The sequence below is a fragment of the Staphylococcus americanisciuri genome (assembly GCF_024814435.1).
Lineage (GTDB): Bacteria > Bacillota > Bacilli > Staphylococcales > Staphylococcaceae > Staphylococcus > Staphylococcus americanisciuri.
Genome location: NZ_JANUXY010000003.1, coordinates 76,681 through 96,661, shown reverse-complemented (window position 1 = coordinate 96,661; position 19,981 = coordinate 76,681). Strand labels below are relative to the sequence as shown.

At 37.3% G+C, this 19,981-nt stretch carries 20 protein-coding genes; 15 read left to right on the top strand and 5 right to left on the bottom strand.

The window, feature by feature from the left end:
* Window positions 1-130: 130 nt before the first annotated feature.
* The 3 genes from NXS11_RS03925 to NXS11_RS03915 are packed head-to-tail and all read left to right on the top strand — an operon-like array spanning window position 131 to window position 2,321.
* Window positions 131-382, top strand: a complete 252-nt coding sequence (locus NXS11_RS03925; protein WP_259199138.1) for a hypothetical protein — start codon at window positions 131-133, stop codon at window positions 380-382.
* A gap of 18 nt (window positions 383-400) precedes the next feature.
* A complete protein-coding gene (locus NXS11_RS03920; protein ID WP_259199137.1) occupies window positions 401-1,183 on the top strand; it encodes an N-acetylglucosaminidase in 783 nt (260 codons plus the stop codon).
* Window positions 1,184-1,193: 10 nt separating this feature from the next.
* A complete protein-coding gene (locus tag NXS11_RS03915; RefSeq protein ID WP_259199136.1) occupies window positions 1,194-2,321 on the top strand; it encodes an FAD-dependent monooxygenase in 1,128 nt (375 codons plus the stop codon).
* 92 nt (window positions 2,322-2,413) lie between these two features.
* On the opposite strand, the gene NXS11_RS03910 is transcribed toward NXS11_RS03915, so the two are convergent.
* On the bottom strand, window positions 2,414-3,367 hold the full coding sequence (locus tag NXS11_RS03910; protein ID WP_259199135.1) for a 2-hydroxyacid dehydrogenase family protein: 954 nt from the start codon (window positions 3,365-3,367) through the stop codon (window positions 2,414-2,416).
* 157 nt (window positions 3,368-3,524) lie between these two features.
* On the bottom strand, window positions 3,525-3,890 hold the full coding sequence (locus NXS11_RS03905; protein ID WP_259199134.1) for a DUF4870 domain-containing protein: 366 nt from the start codon (window positions 3,888-3,890) through the stop codon (window positions 3,525-3,527).
* 219 nt (window positions 3,891-4,109) lie between these two features.
* On the opposite strand from NXS11_RS03905, the gene NXS11_RS03900 reads away from it, so the two are divergent.
* The 7 genes from NXS11_RS03900 (at window position 4,110) to NXS11_RS03870 (ending at window position 11,569) form a co-directional block, all read left to right on the top strand.
* Window positions 4,110-5,186, top strand: coding sequence for an NAD/NADP-dependent octopine/nopaline dehydrogenase family protein (locus tag NXS11_RS03900; RefSeq protein WP_259199133.1), 1,077 nt, complete (start codon window positions 4,110-4,112; stop codon window positions 5,184-5,186).
* 213 nt (window positions 5,187-5,399) lie between these two features.
* On the top strand, window positions 5,400-5,738 hold the full coding sequence (locus NXS11_RS03895) for a PH domain-containing protein (protein WP_259199132.1): 339 nt from the start codon (window positions 5,400-5,402) through the stop codon (window positions 5,736-5,738).
* 472 nt (window positions 5,739-6,210) lie between these two features.
* Window positions 6,211-7,263, top strand: coding sequence for an LLM class flavin-dependent oxidoreductase (locus NXS11_RS03890; RefSeq protein WP_259199131.1), 1,053 nt, complete (start codon window positions 6,211-6,213; stop codon window positions 7,261-7,263).
* Window positions 7,264-7,791: 528 nt separating this feature from the next.
* The gene (locus NXS11_RS03885; protein WP_259199130.1) at window positions 7,792-8,139 is read left to right on the top strand and encodes a transcriptional regulator, SarA/Rot family; all 348 of its coding nucleotides are present in this window, start codon (window positions 7,792-7,794) and stop codon (window positions 8,137-8,139) included.
* 410 nt (window positions 8,140-8,549) lie between these two features.
* On the top strand, window positions 8,550-9,707 hold the full coding sequence (locus NXS11_RS03880; protein ID WP_259199129.1) for an acyl-CoA dehydrogenase family protein: 1,158 nt from the start codon (window positions 8,550-8,552) through the stop codon (window positions 9,705-9,707).
* Window positions 9,708-10,080: 373 nt separating this feature from the next.
* Window positions 10,081-10,461, top strand: coding sequence for a YbaN family protein (locus tag NXS11_RS03875; RefSeq protein ID WP_259199128.1), 381 nt, complete (start codon window positions 10,081-10,083; stop codon window positions 10,459-10,461).
* Window positions 10,462-10,651: 190 nt separating this feature from the next.
* Window positions 10,652-11,569, top strand: coding sequence for an ABC transporter substrate-binding protein (locus tag NXS11_RS03870; RefSeq protein ID WP_259199127.1), 918 nt, complete (start codon window positions 10,652-10,654; stop codon window positions 11,567-11,569).
* A gap of 616 nt (window positions 11,570-12,185) precedes the next feature.
* Here the strand turns inward: NXS11_RS03870 and NXS11_RS03865 are convergent.
* Both NXS11_RS03865 and NXS11_RS03860 read right to left on the bottom strand, forming a co-directional pair.
* Window positions 12,186-13,703 carry a sodium:solute symporter family protein gene (locus tag NXS11_RS03865; protein WP_259199126.1) on the bottom strand — a complete coding sequence of 506 codons (1,518 nt, stop codon included), beginning with the start codon at window positions 13,701-13,703 and terminating at the stop codon, window positions 12,186-12,188.
* A 184-nt stretch (window positions 13,704-13,887) separates the two neighbouring features.
* Entirely contained in the window at window positions 13,888-14,769 is an 882-nt protein-coding gene (locus tag NXS11_RS03860; protein ID WP_259199125.1) for an N-acetylneuraminate lyase, read from the bottom strand.
* A gap of 256 nt (window positions 14,770-15,025) precedes the next feature.
* Between NXS11_RS03860 and NXS11_RS03855 the strand changes: the two genes are divergently transcribed.
* The 4 genes from NXS11_RS03855 to NXS11_RS03840 all read left to right on the top strand — a co-directional run bounded on the left by NXS11_RS03855 (window position 15,026) and on the right by NXS11_RS03840 (window position 17,979).
* Complete coding sequence (locus NXS11_RS03855) at window positions 15,026-15,700, top strand: FadR/GntR family transcriptional regulator (RefSeq protein ID WP_259199124.1); 675 nt, start codon at window positions 15,026-15,028, stop codon at window positions 15,698-15,700.
* Complete coding sequence (locus tag NXS11_RS03850; protein WP_259199123.1) at window positions 15,681-16,544, top strand: ROK family protein; 864 nt, start codon at window positions 15,681-15,683, stop codon at window positions 16,542-16,544. The genes NXS11_RS03855 and NXS11_RS03850 overlap by 20 nt, the downstream gene beginning before the upstream one ends.
* A 102-nt stretch (window positions 16,545-16,646) precedes the next feature.
* A complete protein-coding gene (locus NXS11_RS03845) occupies window positions 16,647-17,207 on the top strand; it encodes a biotin transporter BioY (RefSeq protein ID WP_259199122.1) in 561 nt (186 codons plus the stop codon).
* Window positions 17,208-17,226: 19 nt separating this feature from the next.
* Window positions 17,227-17,979: a GNAT family N-acetyltransferase gene (locus tag NXS11_RS03840; RefSeq protein ID WP_259199120.1), complete on the top strand. Its 753-nt coding sequence runs from the start codon at window positions 17,227-17,229 to the stop codon at window positions 17,977-17,979.
* Between the two features lie 58 nt (window positions 17,980-18,037).
* Here NXS11_RS03840 and fdhD read toward each other — a convergent pair whose 3' ends face one another.
* Window positions 18,038-18,865: a formate dehydrogenase accessory sulfurtransferase FdhD gene (gene fdhD, locus NXS11_RS03835; RefSeq protein ID WP_259199119.1), complete on the bottom strand. Its 828-nt coding sequence runs from the start codon at window positions 18,863-18,865 to the stop codon at window positions 18,038-18,040.
* Window positions 18,866-19,207: 342 nt separating this feature from the next.
* On the opposite strand from fdhD, the gene modA reads away from it, so the two are divergent.
* The gene (gene modA, locus NXS11_RS03830) at window positions 19,208-19,972 is read left to right on the top strand and encodes a molybdate ABC transporter substrate-binding protein (protein ID WP_259199117.1); all 765 of its coding nucleotides are present in this window, start codon (window positions 19,208-19,210) and stop codon (window positions 19,970-19,972) included.
* Window positions 19,973-19,981: the final 9 nt, after the last annotated feature.

Here is a 19,981-nt window from a genome sequence, read left to right as displayed (position 1 = left end):
CATGTAAAATATAAGCAATAAAAGAAGCGGCTGAGGCTGCTTCTTTTATTTGGAAGTAAAGTGATGTAACTCATCCGTCATTTGGAGATAATTCATGATAAAATAAAATGAAAGATGAAGGAGGTCGCTTATGCATCAGGAACATAAAATCTTATTGCTTGCCGTGATATCCAATGTTATATTGCTCGCTGGCATTGTCTTATTTATATTTGTAGGACCTATATGGGCGTTAGGTTGTTTCTTACTTACTTTGACAATTACGATTGTTTTATTTAATATGCTATTCAAAGGAAGACCGAAGTTAAGACGTACTGCTAATATTATTTATGCCATTGTCATTTTATTTGTTGCATTTATGATTTGGCATTATTTCAATCAATAGAATAAGAGAGGTTTTGATATGAAGCAATGGCTGAAGTCACACCCGTCAGCCTTTTTCGTATGTGTGATACTTCTTGTGTTTGTTGGATTGCTCATCGTCAATGAGACGTCCATATTCAGAAATCATAAAGTATATACATTTGAAGAAGCGTATGAACAACAGCTTCAAAATGGTGTGTTACATACCAAATCAGGGGAAGCGGGTTTTGTTGAAGCGACCCATGAAGATATTAAACATTCAATGAAGATAAAGCATACAGACTCTGATTTGATGTATATGGATTTATCAGAACCTGTGAATATGTCAGAAGCAGAAGTGAATGAGATGTTGAAAGGTAGCGGTATTCTTGAAGGTCAGGGGAAAGTCTTTTTAGAAGCGCAAAAACGTTACGAGGTGAATGTCATTTATTTAGTGAGTCATGCACAGCTCGAAACAGGACAAGGGCAATCTGAACTAGCACAAGGTATCCAAAAAGGGAATCAGCGCTATTATAACTTTTTTGGGATTGGTGCATTTGATCGTGATGCCATAAAGACTGGGACAAGTTATGCAATGAAAGCGAAGTGGACGTCTCCAGAAAAAGCCATTATGGGTGGCGCTGAATTTGTAAGACAGCAATATTTTGAGAATGGTCAACTAACGCTTTATCAAATGCGTTGGAATCCCCAAGCGCCTGGAACGCATCAATATGCTAGTGATGTTGATTGGGCAACTCGAATTGCGCAACAAATGGCACATTATTATAAGTCTTATGGAATAAAAAAAGAACGTGTGCTGAAAGATTATTATGTGAAAAATTGAGGTGAATGCTATGAAAATAGGGATTGTCGGTGCAGGCATTGGTGGCTTGACTTTAGCAGCATTATTGCGTGAACAACAGCATGAAGTACATGTTTTCGAGCAGCAATCGAGCATTAAAGAAGTCGGTGCAGGCATTGGAATCGGTGGCAATGTGATTGAAAAACTAGGAGATCGTGATCTAGCAAAAGGAATTAAGAACATAGGACATCTGTTGCAAACGACTCGTATGCTCGATGCCCATGGGAATGTGCTTTGCGAGGTGCCGTTTGACAAGAAAACAACGAATGTGACAGTGCTACGTCAAACACTTGTTGATACGATTGCGAGCTATGTATCAGATGAGATGTTACATTTTAATCATGAAGTCACGTCGGTAGAAGGCAGTGAAACGATGGCACGTATTCATTTTCGTAAGCAAGCGAGCCAAACTTTTGATTTAGTCATAGGTGCAGATGGCATTCGTTCTGTAGTACGTCAATCAATGTTTCCCAAAGCTAAGGTGCTATATCAAGGCTATACATGCTTTAGAGGGATGGTCTCAGATATGCCTGATTTGGGCAACGTTGCGGATGAGTATTGGGGTGCCAAAGGGCGTTTTGGTATTGTTCCACTGCTGAATGGTGACGCATACTGGTTTGCTGCGATTAATTCAAATGAAAATGATTTGCATTATAAGCGTTTTAACAAACCTTATTTGCAAGCATATTTTAACCAATATCCAGAACCTGTACGTCGAGTGTTAGATCAACAGCCAGAAACTGAAATTTTACATCATGATATTTATGATTTGAAACCATTGAAAACATTTGTTTATCAACAGCGCGTTGTATTACTCGGAGATGCGGCACATGCAACGACACCTAATATGGGACAAGGTGCAGGGCAAGCGATGGAAGATGCGATTGTCCTTGCGAATACATTAGACAAATATGATACATTGGTGACAGCATTGAAACGCTACGACAGATTACGTGTGAACCATACAGCGAAAGTTATTAAGCGTTCGCGCAAAATTGGACGTATAGCACAGAAGCAAGGGCGTATCAGTATGCGTGTGCGTAATCGTTTTGTACACCAATTGCCAACATGGCTTATTGCACGCCAATTGAAGTTTTTATACAAAGCGAAAAGTGAGTAAATAAAATAAGTTCTACTTTGTTTTCACCTCTGTAGAGCCCAAAGATAAACCGTGATATGAAGTTTGAGCGCTTCACATCACGGTTTTTATCATTAGTTAACAATAAAGTCAGGTGTTTCACCTTGTGATTGTTTAATTAAGTTTTGTGCGACGATTTTCGCCATCATGTCGCGTGCTTCATATGTCGCATTACCGATATGTGGTGTAATAACAACATTGTTCAATGCTTTAAGCCCTTCTGTAATCTCTGGTTCAAACTCGTAAACATCGAGGGCTGCACCTTCAATTGTTTTATTTTGTAATGCTTCTAATAATGCTTGTTCATGTACAATCGGACCACGTGCTGCATTAATCAAGTAAGCTGTTGATTTCATCAATGCAAGTTGTTCGGCATCAATCATATGATGGAGCGCTGGGTTATAAGCTGCATTAATAACAACAAAGTCCGCTTGTTTTAATAATGTTTCTAGATCAACGTATGTTGCATCAAGTTCTTGTTCGCGCTGTTCTTTACGGTTTGGTCCAGTGTATAAAATAGACATGTCGAATCCTTTAGCACGGCGCGCTACCGCACTGCCTATTTCACCTAAGCCGATAATTCCAATTGTTTTTCCTGATACTTCACGTCCTCTGAAGAAGAGTGGTGCCCATCCGTTGAAACCTTCATGGCGCATGAGTTGGTCCCCTTCAGGAATACGACGTGCAACTGCTAATAAAATACCCATTGTAAGTTCAGCTGTCGCATTAGTAGAAGCCTTTGGTGTGTTCGATACAGAAATACCTTGTTGTCTTGCATAGTCAACATCGACATTGTTAAAACCAGCGCCATAGTTGGCAATGAATTCAAGATTTTTACCGCTATCAATCACTTCTTGGTCTACTTCTGTGGATAATAAGCTGACAAGGCCAAATGCGTCTGAAACCCCTTGTTTTAATGTTTCTTTATCAATAATACCTTGACCGTCATACACATCCACTTCAAAATGTGCTTGTAATAGTTCGAGCCCTGCTTCTGGAATAGGGCCTGCAACAAAAACTTTTTTCATCGTAAATTCCCACCTTTCTCTTTAAGTATAGAAAACCATACGCGAGAATACAAGGAATGGGCTATCTCAGTGGAAGAAGATGGAGCGCCTATATAAAAAATACCATAGCGCTATTTAATATGTAGCACTATGGTATAGTTCATCTTACTTTATGCGATTAAGAGAAAAAGCGTATAGATAAAGGGGGTAAGTAGTCTTCGCCATGATATGCTTTAACAATTGCAACGATATGGAATATAAATACTAATAAGCTTATGATAGGTAAAATAATCAAGCCAACGAGTACCAAAACTAATAGTAATCCAATGGCGCTCCAGATCGTATAAGATAAAATAAAATTGATATAGTTTTTGCCTGTAACATCTATAAAGCGTGAATCATCACGTTTTACTAGCCAAATGATGAGGGGTAAAATAATCGTTGTGAAAAAGCTTGTAACATAGATTAGTACAGCCATCAAACGTTCGTCATCAGAAGGTTTTAACGGATAGACAGATTCAGTCGTTGTATTTGATGCTTCCATATGGACACCTCCTTATTTTCATATTATCATTATCTTTCTCTATAGTTTACATGAGATTGATAAAAAACTTCAATATATAACATAATTATAGGTGGAAGAGGGTAAAAATAAATATAAAACGACGAATCATTTATTTTTGGATATTAATTTGATACGATGCTATTAAATATACGGATGAAGAATATCAACCAAATTTTAAAAATCGAAAGAAGGGTATATATGAAAATTGCAATTGTAGGTTCGGGAAATGGTGCTGTGACAGCAGCAGTTGACATGGTAGATCAAGGTCATGAAGTGAAATTGTATTGTCGTAATCAATCGATTGATAAGTTCGATAAAGCCATAGCACAAGGGGGATTTCATTACAATAATGAAGGTAAGGAAAGCTTTGTCGAGTTCACATCGGTAAGTGATAATATGGCATACGTTTTAGAAGATGCAGAAGTTGTAATGCTTGTTATTCCATCTTCATTTATTGAATATTATGCTGAATTGATGGCACATTATTTGAAAGATGATCAGATTGTCTTCTTTAATATGGCAGCAGCAATGGGGTCAGCGCGCTTTATTAAAGTACTGAAGGAATACAATCTCGAGACACGTCCCGTTTTTGCTGAAGCGAATACTTTAACATATGGCACACGTGTTGATTTTGAAGCAGGGAAAGTAGATTTATCGTTAAAAGTGCGTAAAGTCTATTTTTCAACGTTTGACGAAAAAGACTTAGTTGATGCATTCAATAAAGTAGAACAGCTATATCCATATATCGTGAAAGAAGAGTGTTTATGGCGTACAAATCTTGAAAATGGTAATCCAGAAGTGCATCCAGGGCCAGTATTATTAAATGTAGGACGTATTGATTACAGTGACCACTTCGCATTGTACAAAGAAGGGATTACGAAACACACGGTGCGTCTATTACATGCTGTAGAACAAGAGCGCTTATCGTTAGGTCGAAAATTAGGCTTTGAACTTGAGACTGCCAAAGAAGCGCGTATTGAACGTGGGTACTTAGAGCGTGAAATGGAAGATGAGCCATTAAATAAAATTTTTAATCACAGTCCAGTATTTTCCCAAATTCCAGGACCACATAAAGTAAATAATCGTTATTTAACGGAAGATATCGCTTATGGACTCGTATTGTGGTCTAGTCTAGGACGTGAGATAGGCGTGCCTACACCAAATATTGACGCGATTATTACTATTGCCTCTACAATATTAGATCGAGACCTCTACAATGAAGGCCTAACGATTGATTATTTAGGACGTGAAAATATCGGTCTTATTTCGTATTAGTGAGTAATAGGTACGTCAATAGAAACACTGTTCAAAGTTAGAAAAGGCAATCGTTGGCTAGAGTGGAAATATATTTTTCAAACTTTGTCGCTCACGTGCAGCTTTGCCAGGAGGGGACAATGGGGAACCTTTTTAGAAAATGAGGTTCCTTACTCCCCGTAATAGACTGCATATCATCAAGTAATTTTGTAAGGAAAAGGAGATGGGACGCGAATGATTCTAGATAGAGTTAATCCAGAAGACTTATTCCCAACTGAAAAAACAGGACCTACAGTATTGGGGAAAATTGAATATCAAGTAAACGGTCAGCGTGAATTTGAGGGAGCTTATATAGCAACCAATGAGCGTTTAATTATGAATGTGGATATGAATGGACAATTTTATTATCGCAATATCCCATACAATGAAATTTCTAGTATTACATTAGAAGATGACGTATTATGGATAGGATTTGAAATAGGTAATGTAGCAATGCGTCAAATTAACAAAGGTGACATTAATGACTTTGTTGATTATGTCCAACAACAAATTAATAAATATACGAAAGCATAATATTGAGCATAGGTGTGGAGAAGCAGGGGGTTCCATAACATTTGGGAGCACGACAGAATTTAAAATATTTTGTAGCAGTGTGTCTGTAAGGATATTAAGATATGTGCCATGCTGAAAATATTGTCACATATCGATAAGCTACTGCTCAGTTTTGGTCGAGTTAAAGATTGATTTTGCATAGTGTTCTGGTGTTTAAGACCTAATTGAGTCTCTCACCACTTCATTTCATCTTTGTCAGAGTGGGATAATGGAATCTTTTTTGAAAATGAGATTTCTGTCTCACTCTTTTTTGGCTGTTTAGCACTATTGCGCATAGTTTGGATTTAGTAAGACAGACGAATAGGTTCCCTGTGTTACTTGTAAAAGAAAATGTCAGTACTTATCGCCAACCAAAAGCACGCATGTTGACAAGTATAGAAAGTCGAGGTATTATTCAAGTATAAAAATTATACTTGAAAGTGAGGTCAGTACAATGCGTGTAGAATTAGGTATAACATCATTTGCAGACAATCAAGAAATATTTACAGAAAATGGACAGTTCCCAGCATTATCCAATGGCGAACGAATTCGTCATATCGTTGAAGAAATAAAATTGGCAGACCAGTTAGGTTTGGACGTTTACGGGCTGGGTGAACATCATAGAGAAGACTATGCGGTATCGGATCCAGGAACAGTACTTGCAGCCGCTGCATCTGTGACAGAAAATATTAAATTGACTTCAGCAGTGACGGTTCTCTCATCGAATGATCCTGTTCGTGTTTATCAACAATTTGCGACAATTGATGGTCTTTCTGATGGTCGTGCAGAGATTATGGTAGGACGAGGTTCATTTATTGAATCGTTTCCACTATTTGGCTACGATTTGAATTATTATCAACAATTGTTCGATGAGAAGTTAGAGTTATTGATGACAATTAACCGACATGAGATTGTGCATTGGGAAGGTCATCTGCGACCAAGTATTAATGGTTTAGGGGTATATCCACGTGCAGTACAATCTGAATTACCGATTTGGTTAGCAACTGGGGGTACGCCAGAGTCTTCAATTAAAGCAGGGCGTCTCGGTTTACCGATTACTTATGCGATTATTGGTGGGAATCCAAAACGCTTTGCACGCAACATTGCAATGTACAGAGCTACAGCTGAATCAGAAGGGCATGATTCAAGTAAAATCCAAGTTGCATCACATTCTTGGGGCTACATTGCTGAAACAGATGAACAGGCGCAGCGTGAGTTTTATCTCCCAACAGAACGATATCACAACATCTTAGCACAAGAGCGTGGTTGGCCACCATTTACAGTTGAACATTTTCAAAGAGAGGTTGGCCCGAACGGTGCGATGTATGTTGGTAGTCCACAAACGGTTGCACAGAAAATTATCGATACCGTTGAAGCGCTAGGTATTACGCGTTTTATGATGCATTTACCAATAGGCTCTATGCCACATGATCGTACAATGAATGCGATTCGTTTGTTCGGTGAGGAAGTCAAACCGATTGTTGACGAGTATTTTGCAAACAAATAACATAGAAAAATAGAAAGTTCACAATACAGTAAATGTATAAGTAGTAAAAGAGATATTTTAAGTAACACAACGGAAGTTAGAAAGTGATGAAGTCATAAAACAGCCGGCGGTATGAGTCGAAAATAGATGTGATAGAGAACAGACATTATTAAATATGTACAAGATATGATAGATATTGCTAAACTTGCAGGTTATAGCTTGGTAAATATAATTGTTTTCAAAACAACTTAATTGAACGTTTTGAAGGTTAGGGTAGTTGATACTCTAGCCTTTTTGTGTTTTTCAGAAAGACATTTCGTTCAAACTAAGCTAATATCTAAAAAAAGAATTATAACGCTAAATGTAATAAAAGTGAAGTGGAATTGAAAATGAAAAAAAGTGAAAAATAAATGAGAAAAGATTGCTAACTAAGTGAATGAATTTTAAAATATAGTAACAAACTATTTAAACTTATATCTTTATATAGTTTGAATGTATATTTAATGTATCTGTAAATTACTTAGAGATGCATGTATAGGGGGGAACTGTATGGAAAAGTTTGCAGTTAAGGATATGAAAGAACTCATGGTCATTAGTTATACGTCTAAGTACTTACAATCAACAATTAAACGTGAGTATAATTTGACGTATGAAGAATTATTCATTTTGACATTTATTCATGATAGCCGCAGACCATCTTATAATGTAAAAGATATTATTCGAGCATCCGAGTTTAAACCGTATTATATTACCAAGGCACTACAAAAATTAAAAGAATTAGGATTTTTATCGAAAAAGAGAAATGAACAGGATGAAAGAACAGTCATTGTTGAAGTGAGTAAACCACAATATCGTAAAATGGATGCGTTGTTTGAAAAGATAGAGAAGTTATTTTAACTTAGTTTAGTGAAGTGTATGATAGACGAGACATCGATGATAATATCAATATTTTGGCTGAAGGTCTGTGCATAAAACCACGAGATATTCTAGTAAATAAGAGACATTGGTGTTAATAAAGAATAAAATAAACTATCAAATATGTGCTTTTTCAAGAAGTTTCTACATTAAACGATAAAACTATTGGTTTAGTTAAGTGATGAGTCGTTTGCTATTACGAAAGTATAAATACAATATTGAAACCATGTTGAAAAGCTGATAGTTACACAATTTTTTGAGCGTGTAACTATCAGCTTTTTTGTCTTTAAATTATGGCAATTACGTGTCATTTGAAGGTGGTATATGAATTCTTGGCAAAATATATTATAATGTCGAGTAGATAACTAAGAATAAAAGGTGTGAGCAAAATCATGAGATCAGTTTTAATTGAAACAGAGATTCAACGGAAATGGATTCAGAAGTTAGAGAGTCAGCGAAGTCAATTTCAGTCATATGCACAATTGAATGATGAACAAAGTCGCTTTCCGTATGAAAACATTCAGTGGCTTGTCGATTCAGGATACACACAATTAACCTTGCCCAAAGAATATGGTGGTGCAGGGGCAACAATTGAAGACATGGTCGTATTACAATCTGTGTTAGGGTCTATAGATGGTGCAACAGCTTTATCAATTGGATGGCATGTTGGTTTAGTAGGAGAAATTTTTGAAAGACAAGCATGGGATAGTGAAGTAATAGAAGAATTTGCCAAGGCGGTGAAAGAAGGGGCATTGATTAATCGTGCTGTGAGTGAGGCTGAAACAGGTAGCCCAACACGCGGTGGTAGACCTAGCACAAATGCAATCTTGGATGGCGAGACATATATTTTAAATGGTGTCAAAACATTTACATCCATGAGTCGTGCTTTAACGCATGTAATTGTGGCTGCATATATACCTGACAAAGAGACGGTAGGCTTTTTCTATATCCCAAAAGAAGCTGAAGGATTAGAAGTTGCGGATAATTGGAATGTTGTCGGAATGAGAGCAACAGAAAGTCATGATTTAATATTAAATGATGTTAGGGTACATCAAAAATATTTGGTGGAAATAAAAGGAGAAGGACCTAAGTTTCAAAATGGCTGGTTACTTCATATTCCGAGTACGTATTTAGGAATTGCGCAGGCAGCACGTGACTATGCGTTTGATTTCAGCTTAACGCATAGCCCTAATAGCATTGAAGGGACAATCAGTGATTTGCCTGTTGTGCAACAAAATTTAGGTAAAATGGAGACTAAGCTATTAGCAGCACGTCATATGCTTTGGAGTACAGCACGTGCGTACCAACAGTTGGGTGAGACAGATGATATTGCAGCAGAGACAGCGGCTAGTAAAGTCATTGTTATGAATGAGGGACTAGAAGTCGTTGATTTGGCAATGCGAATTGTAGGCGCTAAAAGTCTAGAAATGGATCGCCCATTACAGCGTTATTATCGTGATATGCGCGCGGGACTTCATAATCCACCTATGGAGGATTTGACGTACACAAATATTGCACTTGGGGCATTGGATGAGCGTAGACATTCGTAGGAAATAAAAGTTAAACATCATATGGTGTTGAAATGAGGATACTAACATTTAGGGGAGTGAGCGCAAACCATCCAACCCGCATGAAATATACATTTTCTAGCAGTTCTTCAGTAAATGATTAAAGTGAAAGGAATTTATTACATTTTAGTCACTTACTGACTTTAACATAGATGATTTCATTGCGTTTGAAAGCTTTTATGCATGTCTTATCCTCGAGTGATACCTTTTTGATACCATTTTTGTGAATATCTTAAATATTCATGTACAACGAATATTATTGAAAACGTCTCAAAATATCATTTCTGTTTTTTTAGATTGAAAGTTATTAATACTGTATATATAATTGACTTATTCTAACAAGGGAGAATCGTATATGCGGTATATATTAATTCCCGTCGGCGTTATCTTTACTTTATTAGGATTTGCCGGTGCAGTGTTACCATTATTACCTACAACACCCTTCTTGTTAGTTGCTGTGATTTGTTTTGCTAAAAGTTCAGATCGCCTGCATGCGCGCCTTGTGAAAACACATATTTATCAAGCGTATGTGGAAGATTTTCGTAAATATAGAGGTTACACGATGCGCAAGAAGATACAGTTGCTCATTAGCCTTTATATTGTAGTAGGTTTTTCAATTTGGATGGTTGATATGTTCTGGATACGTATAGGTTTAGTCGTTATGTTAATTATCCAGACAGTCGTGCTGTTCACATGGGTAAGAACATTACCGAAAAGTCATGATTTGAAACGCTAAATTGGCGTATTTAACAAGAAGGTGTTTATATAAAAAAGCTAGATGATCCAGTGAATCGTCTAGCTTTTTCTCTGCGGTGCGCCAAACAGAAAAAATAATTGTCCATAATTTGAAAAAAAGATTGCATTTGATTCAAAAACACAATACAATAATGATAATCATTATCAATTAAAAAATGGGAGATGTAATGATGAAGAGATTACTATTATCTATAATAGCACTTGTATTTGTATTGGCTGCGTGCGGTCAAAGTGGGGATAGCAGCTCGTCTAAAGGCGAAATGAAAGAACTCACACTTAAAACTGCAAATGGTACGGAAAAGGTAGAAATTCCTAAAGATCCAAAACGTATCGTTGTATTAGCACCAACTTATGCAGGGGGCTTAAAATATTTAGACGCTAATATTGCGGGTGTGGTTGAAAGTGTTGACCAAAGTCCAGTATTAACGAAAAAGTTTAAAAATGTTACAAAAGTCGGTGCTGAAGATGTTGAAAAAGTTGCGTCTTTAAAGCCAGATTTGATTTTGACGTACAACACAGATAAGAATGTGAAAAAACTTAAGAAGATTGCACCAACACTTGCAATCGACTATGGTCAATACAACTATCTTGAACAACAAGAATTACTCGGTAAGATTGTTGGTAAAGAAGATGAAGTACAAAAATGGAAAAAAGATTGGGAGAAACAGACATCACAAGATGGTAAAGAGATTAAAAAACAACTTGGTGATGATGTAACAGTATCAATCTTTGAAGACTTCGACAAAAAAATCTATGCATATGGTAAAAACTGGGGACGCGGTAGTGAAGTCATCTATCAAGCATTCGATTTAAACATGCCTAGTGAGTTAGAGAAAGCAACTGAAAAAGAAGGTTGGACAGAAATCTCTAAAGAAGAAATTGCCAAATATGCTGGAGATATTATTGTAAGTGCTCAAACGAAAGATGCAGCTGAGCCAGAATTCCAACAAACAGATATGTGGAAAAACTTACCAGCTGTTCAAAAAGATCGCGTTATCAAAGTAGACTCTAACGTTTACTGGTACAATGATCCTTACACATTAGAAGTTATGCGTAAAGGTTTAAAAGAAAAATTAATGAGTAAGTAATAAGAAAACATACTAAGGTTAAGCCACTAATTAATCTTAGTATGTTTTTACTGTTTCAAGAATATCTATAAATACAGCTGTTCAGCTTCCATGGTGGCAAGATAATGTTCAGTATCTTGTAGTGCCAGCTAAGTTGAAATAGCTGTCTTCATTTTAGCGTACAGTCCGTTGTGATTGTGCGCTTTTTGAATATCATCGTTTCTTGTTCGTGATTCATAAAGAGAAAAGTACATGTTTCATGTGCTTAAACGATCCATAGATATGTGTCGAGGTAAGCTTGACAAAGGTTTTAACAGATAATAATTTTATAGCTTTTGTGTATGCATATATAGTCGTATAGACTGTAGAAAGCTGACCACGCACTTCCACAGCTTCATCAAGATGATGTGATTGAATATTTTCATTTTTAATTTTGAGTTGTTTTAAGATAGCATTATATATAAGCGCATCATGTCTCCGTTAATTTGGATTTTGGCACTTAAAGTGATAGAGGTATGAGCGCTTTTGCATGTTAATAAAGAAAAAGGCAGAATGGCTCATCATGCCATCCCACCACAAAAGGTATAGAACTATAAACCGCTACATATCGAGACGAGGACATGTAGCGGTCTATTTTTTATGATTTTGATTTATATGTGACTTCACCGTGCTTGTCGTAAATTGTAAGACCAGCGATATCTTTGCTAGGTTGTGGAATAATTAAGCTTGCAACATAAGCGACAATGAAAGCAATTGCAAAGGCTAAAATAGAAACATAGAATGGTGAACCTGCACCGCCGATACCTTGTAAGAAATAGCTTGCGATAACAGCGACAACAATACCGATAATAACACCTACACCATGCGTACGTTTTGTAAAGATACCGACTGCAAAGATCCCAGCGATTGGGACACCGAATAGTCCTGTAATTAATAAGAATAAGTCCCATACATCACTTGAATCAGCAGCAATTAAGTAAAGTGATACGAGCATACTGAAGAGACCTACGATGACAGTTGCAAGTCTTGCAAAACGCACTTCTGCTTTTTCGCTCTTTTTGCCAAAGAAACGCTGTTTGATATCGACTGACAAACATGCAGCGATAGAGTTTAAGCTAGATGAAATAGTTGATTGTGCCGCTGCAAAGATTGCCGCAATCAATAATCCTGCAACAAAAGGTGGCATTTCAGTCAATATAAAGTATGGCACGATAGATGACGTATTGAAGCCTTCAGGTAAAGTTTGGTGTTGTGCATAAAAGGCATATAGTACTGTACCCATACCGTAGAATAAAGGTGCAGAGATCAGTGCTAAGATACCATTTGTCCAAATAGATTGAGATGTTTCTTTTAATGATTCAGAGGCCTGATAACGTTGAACAACATCTTGACTGGCAGTATATTGTTGTAAGTTATTGAAAACACTACCTAAAAAGATGACAGGAATTGCTGCAGCAGTGGCATTAAGTTTCCAGTTATCAATGCTGATAAATTTTTTATTAGCTACGGCATCTTGAACAACTGTAGAGAGACCACCGTCGATATGTGAAATTCCCATAACAATGATAACAAATGCACCGCCTAATAAGATGACACCTTGGATAAAGTCACTCCAAACAACACCTTCAAAACCACCCAAGAATGTATAGAGAATACATAAGAGTCCTACAAGGCTGGCAACAATATAAGGGTTAATGTCTGATACAGATGTGATAGCCAGTGTTGGTAAATAGATTACGATTGCAATACGTCCTAAGTGGAAGAATACGAAGAGTAATGAACCAATCACACGCACTGCTGGATTGAAACGTGCTTCCAAATATTCGTATGCAGATGTAACACGTAATTTTTTGAAAAATGGAATATAAAAATATATTAATAATGGAATAATCGCAACAATGGCGATATTCCCAGCAATATAAGACCAGTCAGTTAAAAACGACTTTTCTGGTGTTGACATAAATGTAATGGCACTCAAAGTTGTGGCATAGATTGAAAAGCCAACGACCCATGCTGGAAGGCGTCCACTTGCTGTAAAGAAGCTATCTGTATCTTGTCCAGCACGTTTGGTAAAATAGGCACCGATGATTAGCATAAGTATTAAATAGAGAACAAGTGCTACCCAGTTCCAAAATCCAAATCCTACTGTTTCCATATAAAATCTCCTCTCATTTTGGGAAAGTGATTCACCACAATGACACAACATTTGTCATTGTACATATCCCAACTATTCATGTAAGCGTTAACATACAATGGTTAAGAAAAGGAAAGAGATCGCTAGGTATTGTATACGTCAATCCTATGAAACCGTGCGTATCTCGTTCCTCAACATGCGTTTACTATAAGTTATATTTTTCAACGATGGCTTTAAGTTCCGGACGATATTTTTCATCGAACGGATGGAAAGGTGCTTTCGGTAAGCCGGTATCAATCCCTTTCTCTACTAATAAAGCTTTCAATGTTGGATAAAGTCCCATTTTTAAGACCGCTTCAATAATGTCATTCGTCTCGTGTTGTAATTCATAAGCACGAGCGATATCACCATTCTGTGCAGCTTCGAATGTTTCGCGTGCACGAATACCATTGACGTTATATGTTGAACCAATGGCACCATCAACGCCTGAAATGGCAGCTTGTACAAGCATTTCATCGAATCCTGAAAAGATTAATTTATCAGGGAATGCTTTACGTAAGCGCTCAAGCAAGTAGAAATCAGGTGCTGTATATTTTACTCCGATGATGTTTTTATTTTCGAATAATGACTCAAATTGCTGAATTGAAATGTTTACACCAGTTAATCCAGGAATTGAGTAGATAATCATCTTGTTATTAGTTGCTTCAATAATTTTGAAGTAATAGTCTCTAATTTCTTCAAAAGTAAATGGGTAGTAAAAAGGTGTGACTGCTGATAAAGCGTCATAGCCAAGTTCAGTAGCGTATTTACCAAGCTCGATAGCTTCATTTAAGTCGAGCGCACCGACTTGAGCGATGAGGTGGATTTCATCTTGTGCTTCATCTTTAGCAATGCGGAAAACTTCTTTTTTCTGTTCAGTGTTCATCAAGAAGTTTTCTCCTGAACTACCGTTTACATATAAGCCGTCTAACTTTTGAACATCTATGGCATTTCGAACAATTTCTCGGAGTCCTGTTTCTTTGATTTGACCATGTTCATCAAAGGGTACGAGTAGTGCTGCATATAAACCTTTTAACTCATTATCCACAAAAAGCCCTCCAAATTAGTTTTTATTTGTCATATTGGTCTGACCAATTTATAATTTAATTGTAAGCGTTATCAAATGATAGGTCAACTAAAATTTTATAATTTCTAAAGATATTGTCACAATAATTGATAAGTAATCTTTTGAGTGTTTTCAAATACTTGACTAATTGATACGATGAGATTTAAGAAAGTTACTGTGTTAGTAAAAAAGAATGTAAACATCAAGATGACTGAGTTGATGGAGAGGGATGTGAACAGTGGAATCTATCAATAAAATGACAGAGCGTCAAAGTTTGAAACAAATTGTAGTTGGAAAGATTAAAGACTATATTCTAAAAGAGCAGTTACAAGTGGGGGATAAATTGCCAACAGAACGTCAATTGGCTGAAGATTATCAAGTTAGTCGTTCTGTTGTACGAGAGGCTTTGAGCTATCTTGAGAATACAGGTGTAACGGAAAGTATTCAAGGGCGAGGTACATTGGTCAAAGCGCAAGACATTCGCCCACTAATAGAAGGATTTTTATTTAGCTTTCAAGTCTCTCAAGGCAATCTGAAAGACTTGATGATGTTGCGTTTGACATTTGAATTAGCAGCGATTGATGTTATTGAACGTGAGCAATCATCATTAGAAGGTATTGCGAATGCACTGGTGGACGATGCAACGTTATTTGATAGCAAAGTGGACCAAGCATTTCATGCACAATTGTTAATGGCGGTTGATTCCGAATTATTCAAACAAATGAGCGCGGTGGTACATGCGTATTTTTACCGTACACCGATTGAGACTTCTATAGAACAAAATGAGATGGTTATACAGGAGCACCGCGAGATTTATCGGGCTTTAAGAGACAAAAATTATGATCAAGCTAAAGCATTGTTGACAGAACATTTAATGAAAGGGGCGGCATATTATGACAAAAATTGCTTTTGATATCGGGGGAACTTATATTAAGTCGGCAATTGTAGAACAGGATGGTACTTTGAAGGATTATCAAAAAGTACAGACGCCTGTGAATGAGGGAGATGCAATTGTAAATGTTATAAAATTACAATTGCAACAGTATATTGAAAAGCATGACATTCAAGAAGTTCATGTGGGGATTTCGACAGCAGGTGCCGTTGATCGAGACGCATGTAGAATTGCTTATGCGAACCCGAACATTCGAGATTATACAGGAACAGATTTTGCGGCACACCTAGCGCCTTATATTGATGAATTGCGTGTATATAATGACGTAGATGCCGCTTTATTAGGGGAATTAACGGTAATGCCCAAGCCTGTGGAGAGTCTTTTTTGTTTAACGCTTGGAACGGGCATAGGTGGGAGCTACTATAACAGTGATTTAGGATTGATGACAGGTGCACGTCATCGCCCTAATCAAATTGGGAACTTATTGTATGATCCACTAACGAAGACGAACTATGAACAACGAGCATCAACAAATGGACTTAAACGATTTTTAACAGGTAAGGGGTATGCATATCATTCTATTGCAGAATGGTTTGACCTTGCGAGTAAAGGTGACGAACACGCGAAAGCCTCTCTACAACAGTGGGGAGAAGAGGTAGCGCGTGGTATTGCAGAAATACAAATTATCTATGACCCAGCTGAGATTGTTATTGGCGGTGGCGTATCTGCACAAGGGGCAAATTTACTACAGTTCATTGTACCGCAAGTTGAGAAATATTTACCCGAGGGTTATGGACATGCCACAATAAGAACAGCACAATTGCAAAATCATGCGGCGTTAATCGGTGCAGTTTCTGAAGTGTAAACATTTGTAGACCTAAAGTTTACAATGGTGGTATAATACGTTATGGAATCTTGCAAAGAGACTCAGATTCTGATTTTTCGTATTTATTAGGAGGAACAACAATTGAATACTAAACATTTAGTCTATGCGGCCTTGATGACAGCAATCATTGCTGTTATGGGATTAGTCCCAGCGATACCATTACCATTTTTACCGGTCCCTATTGTTTTACAAAATATCGGTATTTTCTTGGCGGGCATATTACTTGGGCGCAAATATGGCCTTTTAAGTGTTATTGTCTTTTTATTACTTGTTATGGTAGGAGCACCTTTATTATCAGGAGGCCGTGGTGGCTTCGGTGTCTTTTTAGGCCCTTCAGCTGGGTACCTCGTTATGTACGGTGTGTCAGCATTTTTAATTGGTTGGGCACGCGATCGTCAGTATGATAAACTTAACTTTGGACGCACATTGGCAATTATTGTTGGATTTGGCGTAATTTTATTAGATACAGTTGGTGGTATCGTGATGGCATTCATAATTCATATGCCGATCAGTAAAGCTTTATATTTATCATTAACATTCTTGCCAGGTGACTTGATTAAAGCAGTTATTGCAACTTTCATTGCAGTGGCACTGTACAACAATCCAGTGACTTCACGTATTATGAAACAAATGGCTGCGTAATAATATAAGGCAGGTGGTAATGGTGCAGATTACAATGGATGATATCTATGTTGATGGGGCTTTTTTTGAAGAAGATGCTAGGCTGAAATATTATAGAACACCAGAAAGGCCTTTGAAGTATGATGGCAACAAATGGTGCTATAAGGTGATGCCAGACAAGTTAACGTTTCAAAGTGATATGCTGAAGCAACGTAAAATTCATGCATCACAGGGGTCATCGCATTTGAACTTTGATTTTCCACAAGATGAAAAACCACCTGTCGAATTGTTGCAGTATTTACGTGCTGAAGGTTTTACGCTCGGATGTGTTGAACTTTATATGATTGAAGGCGCACAGCTGCGTGCGTTAACAGATCAAGCGATTGATATGAAGCGCGTAACGTCAAACAATCTTGAAGATTACTTTGCGGTATTTCGACCCGATAGTCTTGAATATGGTGAAGCGTATATAACTGAATGTGAAGTGTATATGCAATCTGTGATACGAGATGAGCAACATCCTCTTCATTACTATGTAGCTTATGAAGAGGAGCGACCTGTTGGAATTCTCAATATCATATCGAATAAGGACTATATCGAGTTGGATGGTTTTGCAGTTTTGTCAGATTATCGTCATCAAGGTATTGGTACGCGGATGCAAGCGGTTGTCGGCGCACTTGCACAGAATCGCCCGGTCATTTTGGTTGCAGATGCAGAAGATACAGCTAAAGATATGTATGTCAAACAAGGCTATACATATGTTGGATTTCAATATTCGGCATTACATGAATAGAAACAAGAAAAGGTCAATGAATCGTATGCTAGAAACATGATTCATTGACCTTATTGTTTTATTGAGCGGTTTTATTGTTATATGTTCTGCTAGATGAAGTATCAGTGACACGCTCGGGATGGCTATAAATATTAAAGCGGTCTTCACGTACGAAGCCAACAGCGGTAATATTCAAGTCTTTTGCAAGTTGGACGGCTAATGTTGTAGGTGCTGATTTTGAGATAATAATACCGACCCCAATTTTGGCTGCTTTAATTAATATTTCAGACGAGATACGACCACTGAATATTAAGATTTTGTTACGCACAGAGATGTGGCGCTGTATACAGTAGCCATAAAGCTTATCTAGAGCGTTATGGCGGCCGATATCTTGGCGGTGTACGTAAAAGTCTTTGCCATCACTAATGGCTGCATTGTGTAAACCACCTGTTGCTTTAAAAGTCTCACTATGTGCCTGTAATTGTGCCATCATATGTAATATCTGTTGTGGCGTTACACGGATTGTAGTCATAGAAGTTTTAGCAATGGCTGCGTCATTTTGGAAATAAAATTCTCGGCTTTTGCCACAACAAGAAGCGACAAGGCGTTTGGTGGAGAGATAGTTCAATTGTTGAATATCTTTATTTATCTTAACATAGGCGTAACCACGTTGTTCATCAAGTTCGAGTTGTAACAAATCGTCTCGTTTCATGATGACACCTTCAGATGCTAAGAAACCTAGAATCAGTTCTTCAATATGATTCGGACTACAGATAACTGTCGCAAATTCATGTGCATTTACATTCACTGTCAAAGGGAACTCCGTTACATAATCATCTGTCATTTCAATCAGTTGACCACCTTGATAGCGAATAATGGGTTGGTTATATCGAATATCTTGTTCCATAAGCCGATCCCCCTTATATTCATTCATGTATATAGTGTAAGTGTTTTCTAACAAATAAGGAAGAGGGGACATCGCTATTTTGAAGATGCCAAGATTTTGTAGAGGCTGGGATTAATGAAAAAGCTTAGTGAAAGTGAGACAATCAGTGGGAACTGTTTATCTGTGTATCAATTCATCATGACTCAGCTTTTGTCACGCGTCTAGGGCAAGTTTATGAGTATGGGAAATATGTGTTTAGATTATATTGAGTGTTTTGAAAATTATTGCTGACATAGTCGTGCATTTTGTTAAAATAAAGAGTAAGGTAAGTTTGACAATATCATTCCAAAGGAGCGAGATTATATGAAATTTAAGTACTTATTGTTATTGTGCTTATCATTAGTATTAGTGTTAAGTGCATGTGGTCAGTCTCAGTCGAATGAAACATCTAAGAATAATAAAGAGGAGATTACTGTATCTGCGGCTGCAAGTTTAACAGATGTTACGAAAGAGTTGGAACAAGCTTTTAGCAAGACACATAAGGATGTTAAGGTATCATTTAACTATGGCGGTTCAGGAGCGCTAAGACAGCAAATTGAAAAAGGGGCGCCTGCAGATGTGTTTATGTCTGCCAATACGAAAGACGTAGATGCATTAAAAGAGCATGATCAAATTAAAGATACATATGATTATGCGCACAATAAGTTAGTGTTGATTAAGCAGCAAGGGAGCACGATTGATGAAGTGACAGCATTGACAGGCGATGATAAGTTAGCCATTGGTGAGGTTGAATCAGTACCGGCTGGAAAGTATGCGAAGATGTATCTTGAGGATCATAATCTGTGGCAAAGTGTTGAGTCGCATGTAGTATATGCCAAAGATGTGAGAGAAGTGTTGAATTATGTTGATAAAGGCAATGCACAACTTGGCTTTGTATATGAGACAGATCTATATGCGGGTGGCAAAGAACAACAAGGTGTGACTAAAGTATCAGATGCTGATCTGAAAAAGCCGATTACTTATCGTATGGGTGTAGTGACAGATAAGAAAGCAGCAAAAGAATGGATGACATTTATGAAATCAGATGAAGCGAAAAAAATCTTGAAAAAATATCATTTTGAGGTTTAGGTGACAATA

What these genes read in the sequence shown, in the direction of transcription:
- modA (WP_259199117.1), top strand. Translation starts at nt 19,208, where the DNA reads ATGAAATTTAAGTACTTATTGTTATTGTGCTTATCATTAGTATTAGTG.
- NXS11_RS03885 (WP_259199130.1), top strand. Translation starts at nt 7,792, where the DNA reads ATGGAAAAGTTTGCAGTTAAGGATATGAAAGAACTCATGGTCATTAGT.
- NXS11_RS03905 (WP_259199134.1), bottom strand. Translation starts at nt 3,890, where the DNA reads ATGGAAGCATCAAATACAACGACTGAATCTGTCTATCCGTTAAAACCT.
- NXS11_RS03880 (WP_259199129.1), top strand. Translation starts at nt 8,550, where the DNA reads ATGAGATCAGTTTTAATTGAAACAGAGATTCAACGGAAATGGATTCAG.
- NXS11_RS03890 (WP_259199131.1), top strand. Translation starts at nt 6,211, where the DNA reads ATGCGTGTAGAATTAGGTATAACATCATTTGCAGACAATCAAGAAATA.
- NXS11_RS03870 (WP_259199127.1), top strand. Translation starts at nt 10,652, where the DNA reads ATGAAGAGATTACTATTATCTATAATAGCACTTGTATTTGTATTGGCT.
- NXS11_RS03840 (WP_259199120.1), top strand. Translation starts at nt 17,227, where the DNA reads ATGGTGCAGATTACAATGGATGATATCTATGTTGATGGGGCTTTTTTT.
- NXS11_RS03900 (WP_259199133.1), top strand. Translation starts at nt 4,110, where the DNA reads ATGAAAATTGCAATTGTAGGTTCGGGAAATGGTGCTGTGACAGCAGCA.
- NXS11_RS03865 (WP_259199126.1), bottom strand. Translation starts at nt 13,703, where the DNA reads ATGGAAACAGTAGGATTTGGATTTTGGAACTGGGTAGCACTTGTTCTC.
- NXS11_RS03925 (WP_259199138.1), top strand. Translation starts at nt 131, where the DNA reads ATGCATCAGGAACATAAAATCTTATTGCTTGCCGTGATATCCAATGTT.
- fdhD (WP_259199119.1), bottom strand. Translation starts at nt 18,865, where the DNA reads ATGGAACAAGATATTCGATATAACCAACCCATTATTCGCTATCAAGGT.
- NXS11_RS03920 (WP_259199137.1), top strand. Translation starts at nt 401, where the DNA reads ATGAAGCAATGGCTGAAGTCACACCCGTCAGCCTTTTTCGTATGTGTG.
- NXS11_RS03850 (WP_259199123.1), top strand. Translation starts at nt 15,681, where the DNA reads ATGACAAAAATTGCTTTTGATATCGGGGGAACTTATATTAAGTCGGCA.
- NXS11_RS03910 (WP_259199135.1), bottom strand. Translation starts at nt 3,367, where the DNA reads ATGAAAAAAGTTTTTGTTGCAGGCCCTATTCCAGAAGCAGGGCTCGAA.
- NXS11_RS03915 (WP_259199136.1), top strand. Translation starts at nt 1,194, where the DNA reads ATGAAAATAGGGATTGTCGGTGCAGGCATTGGTGGCTTGACTTTAGCA.
- NXS11_RS03875 (WP_259199128.1), top strand. Translation starts at nt 10,081, where the DNA reads ATGCGGTATATATTAATTCCCGTCGGCGTTATCTTTACTTTATTAGGA.
- NXS11_RS03895 (WP_259199132.1), top strand. Translation starts at nt 5,400, where the DNA reads ATGATTCTAGATAGAGTTAATCCAGAAGACTTATTCCCAACTGAAAAA.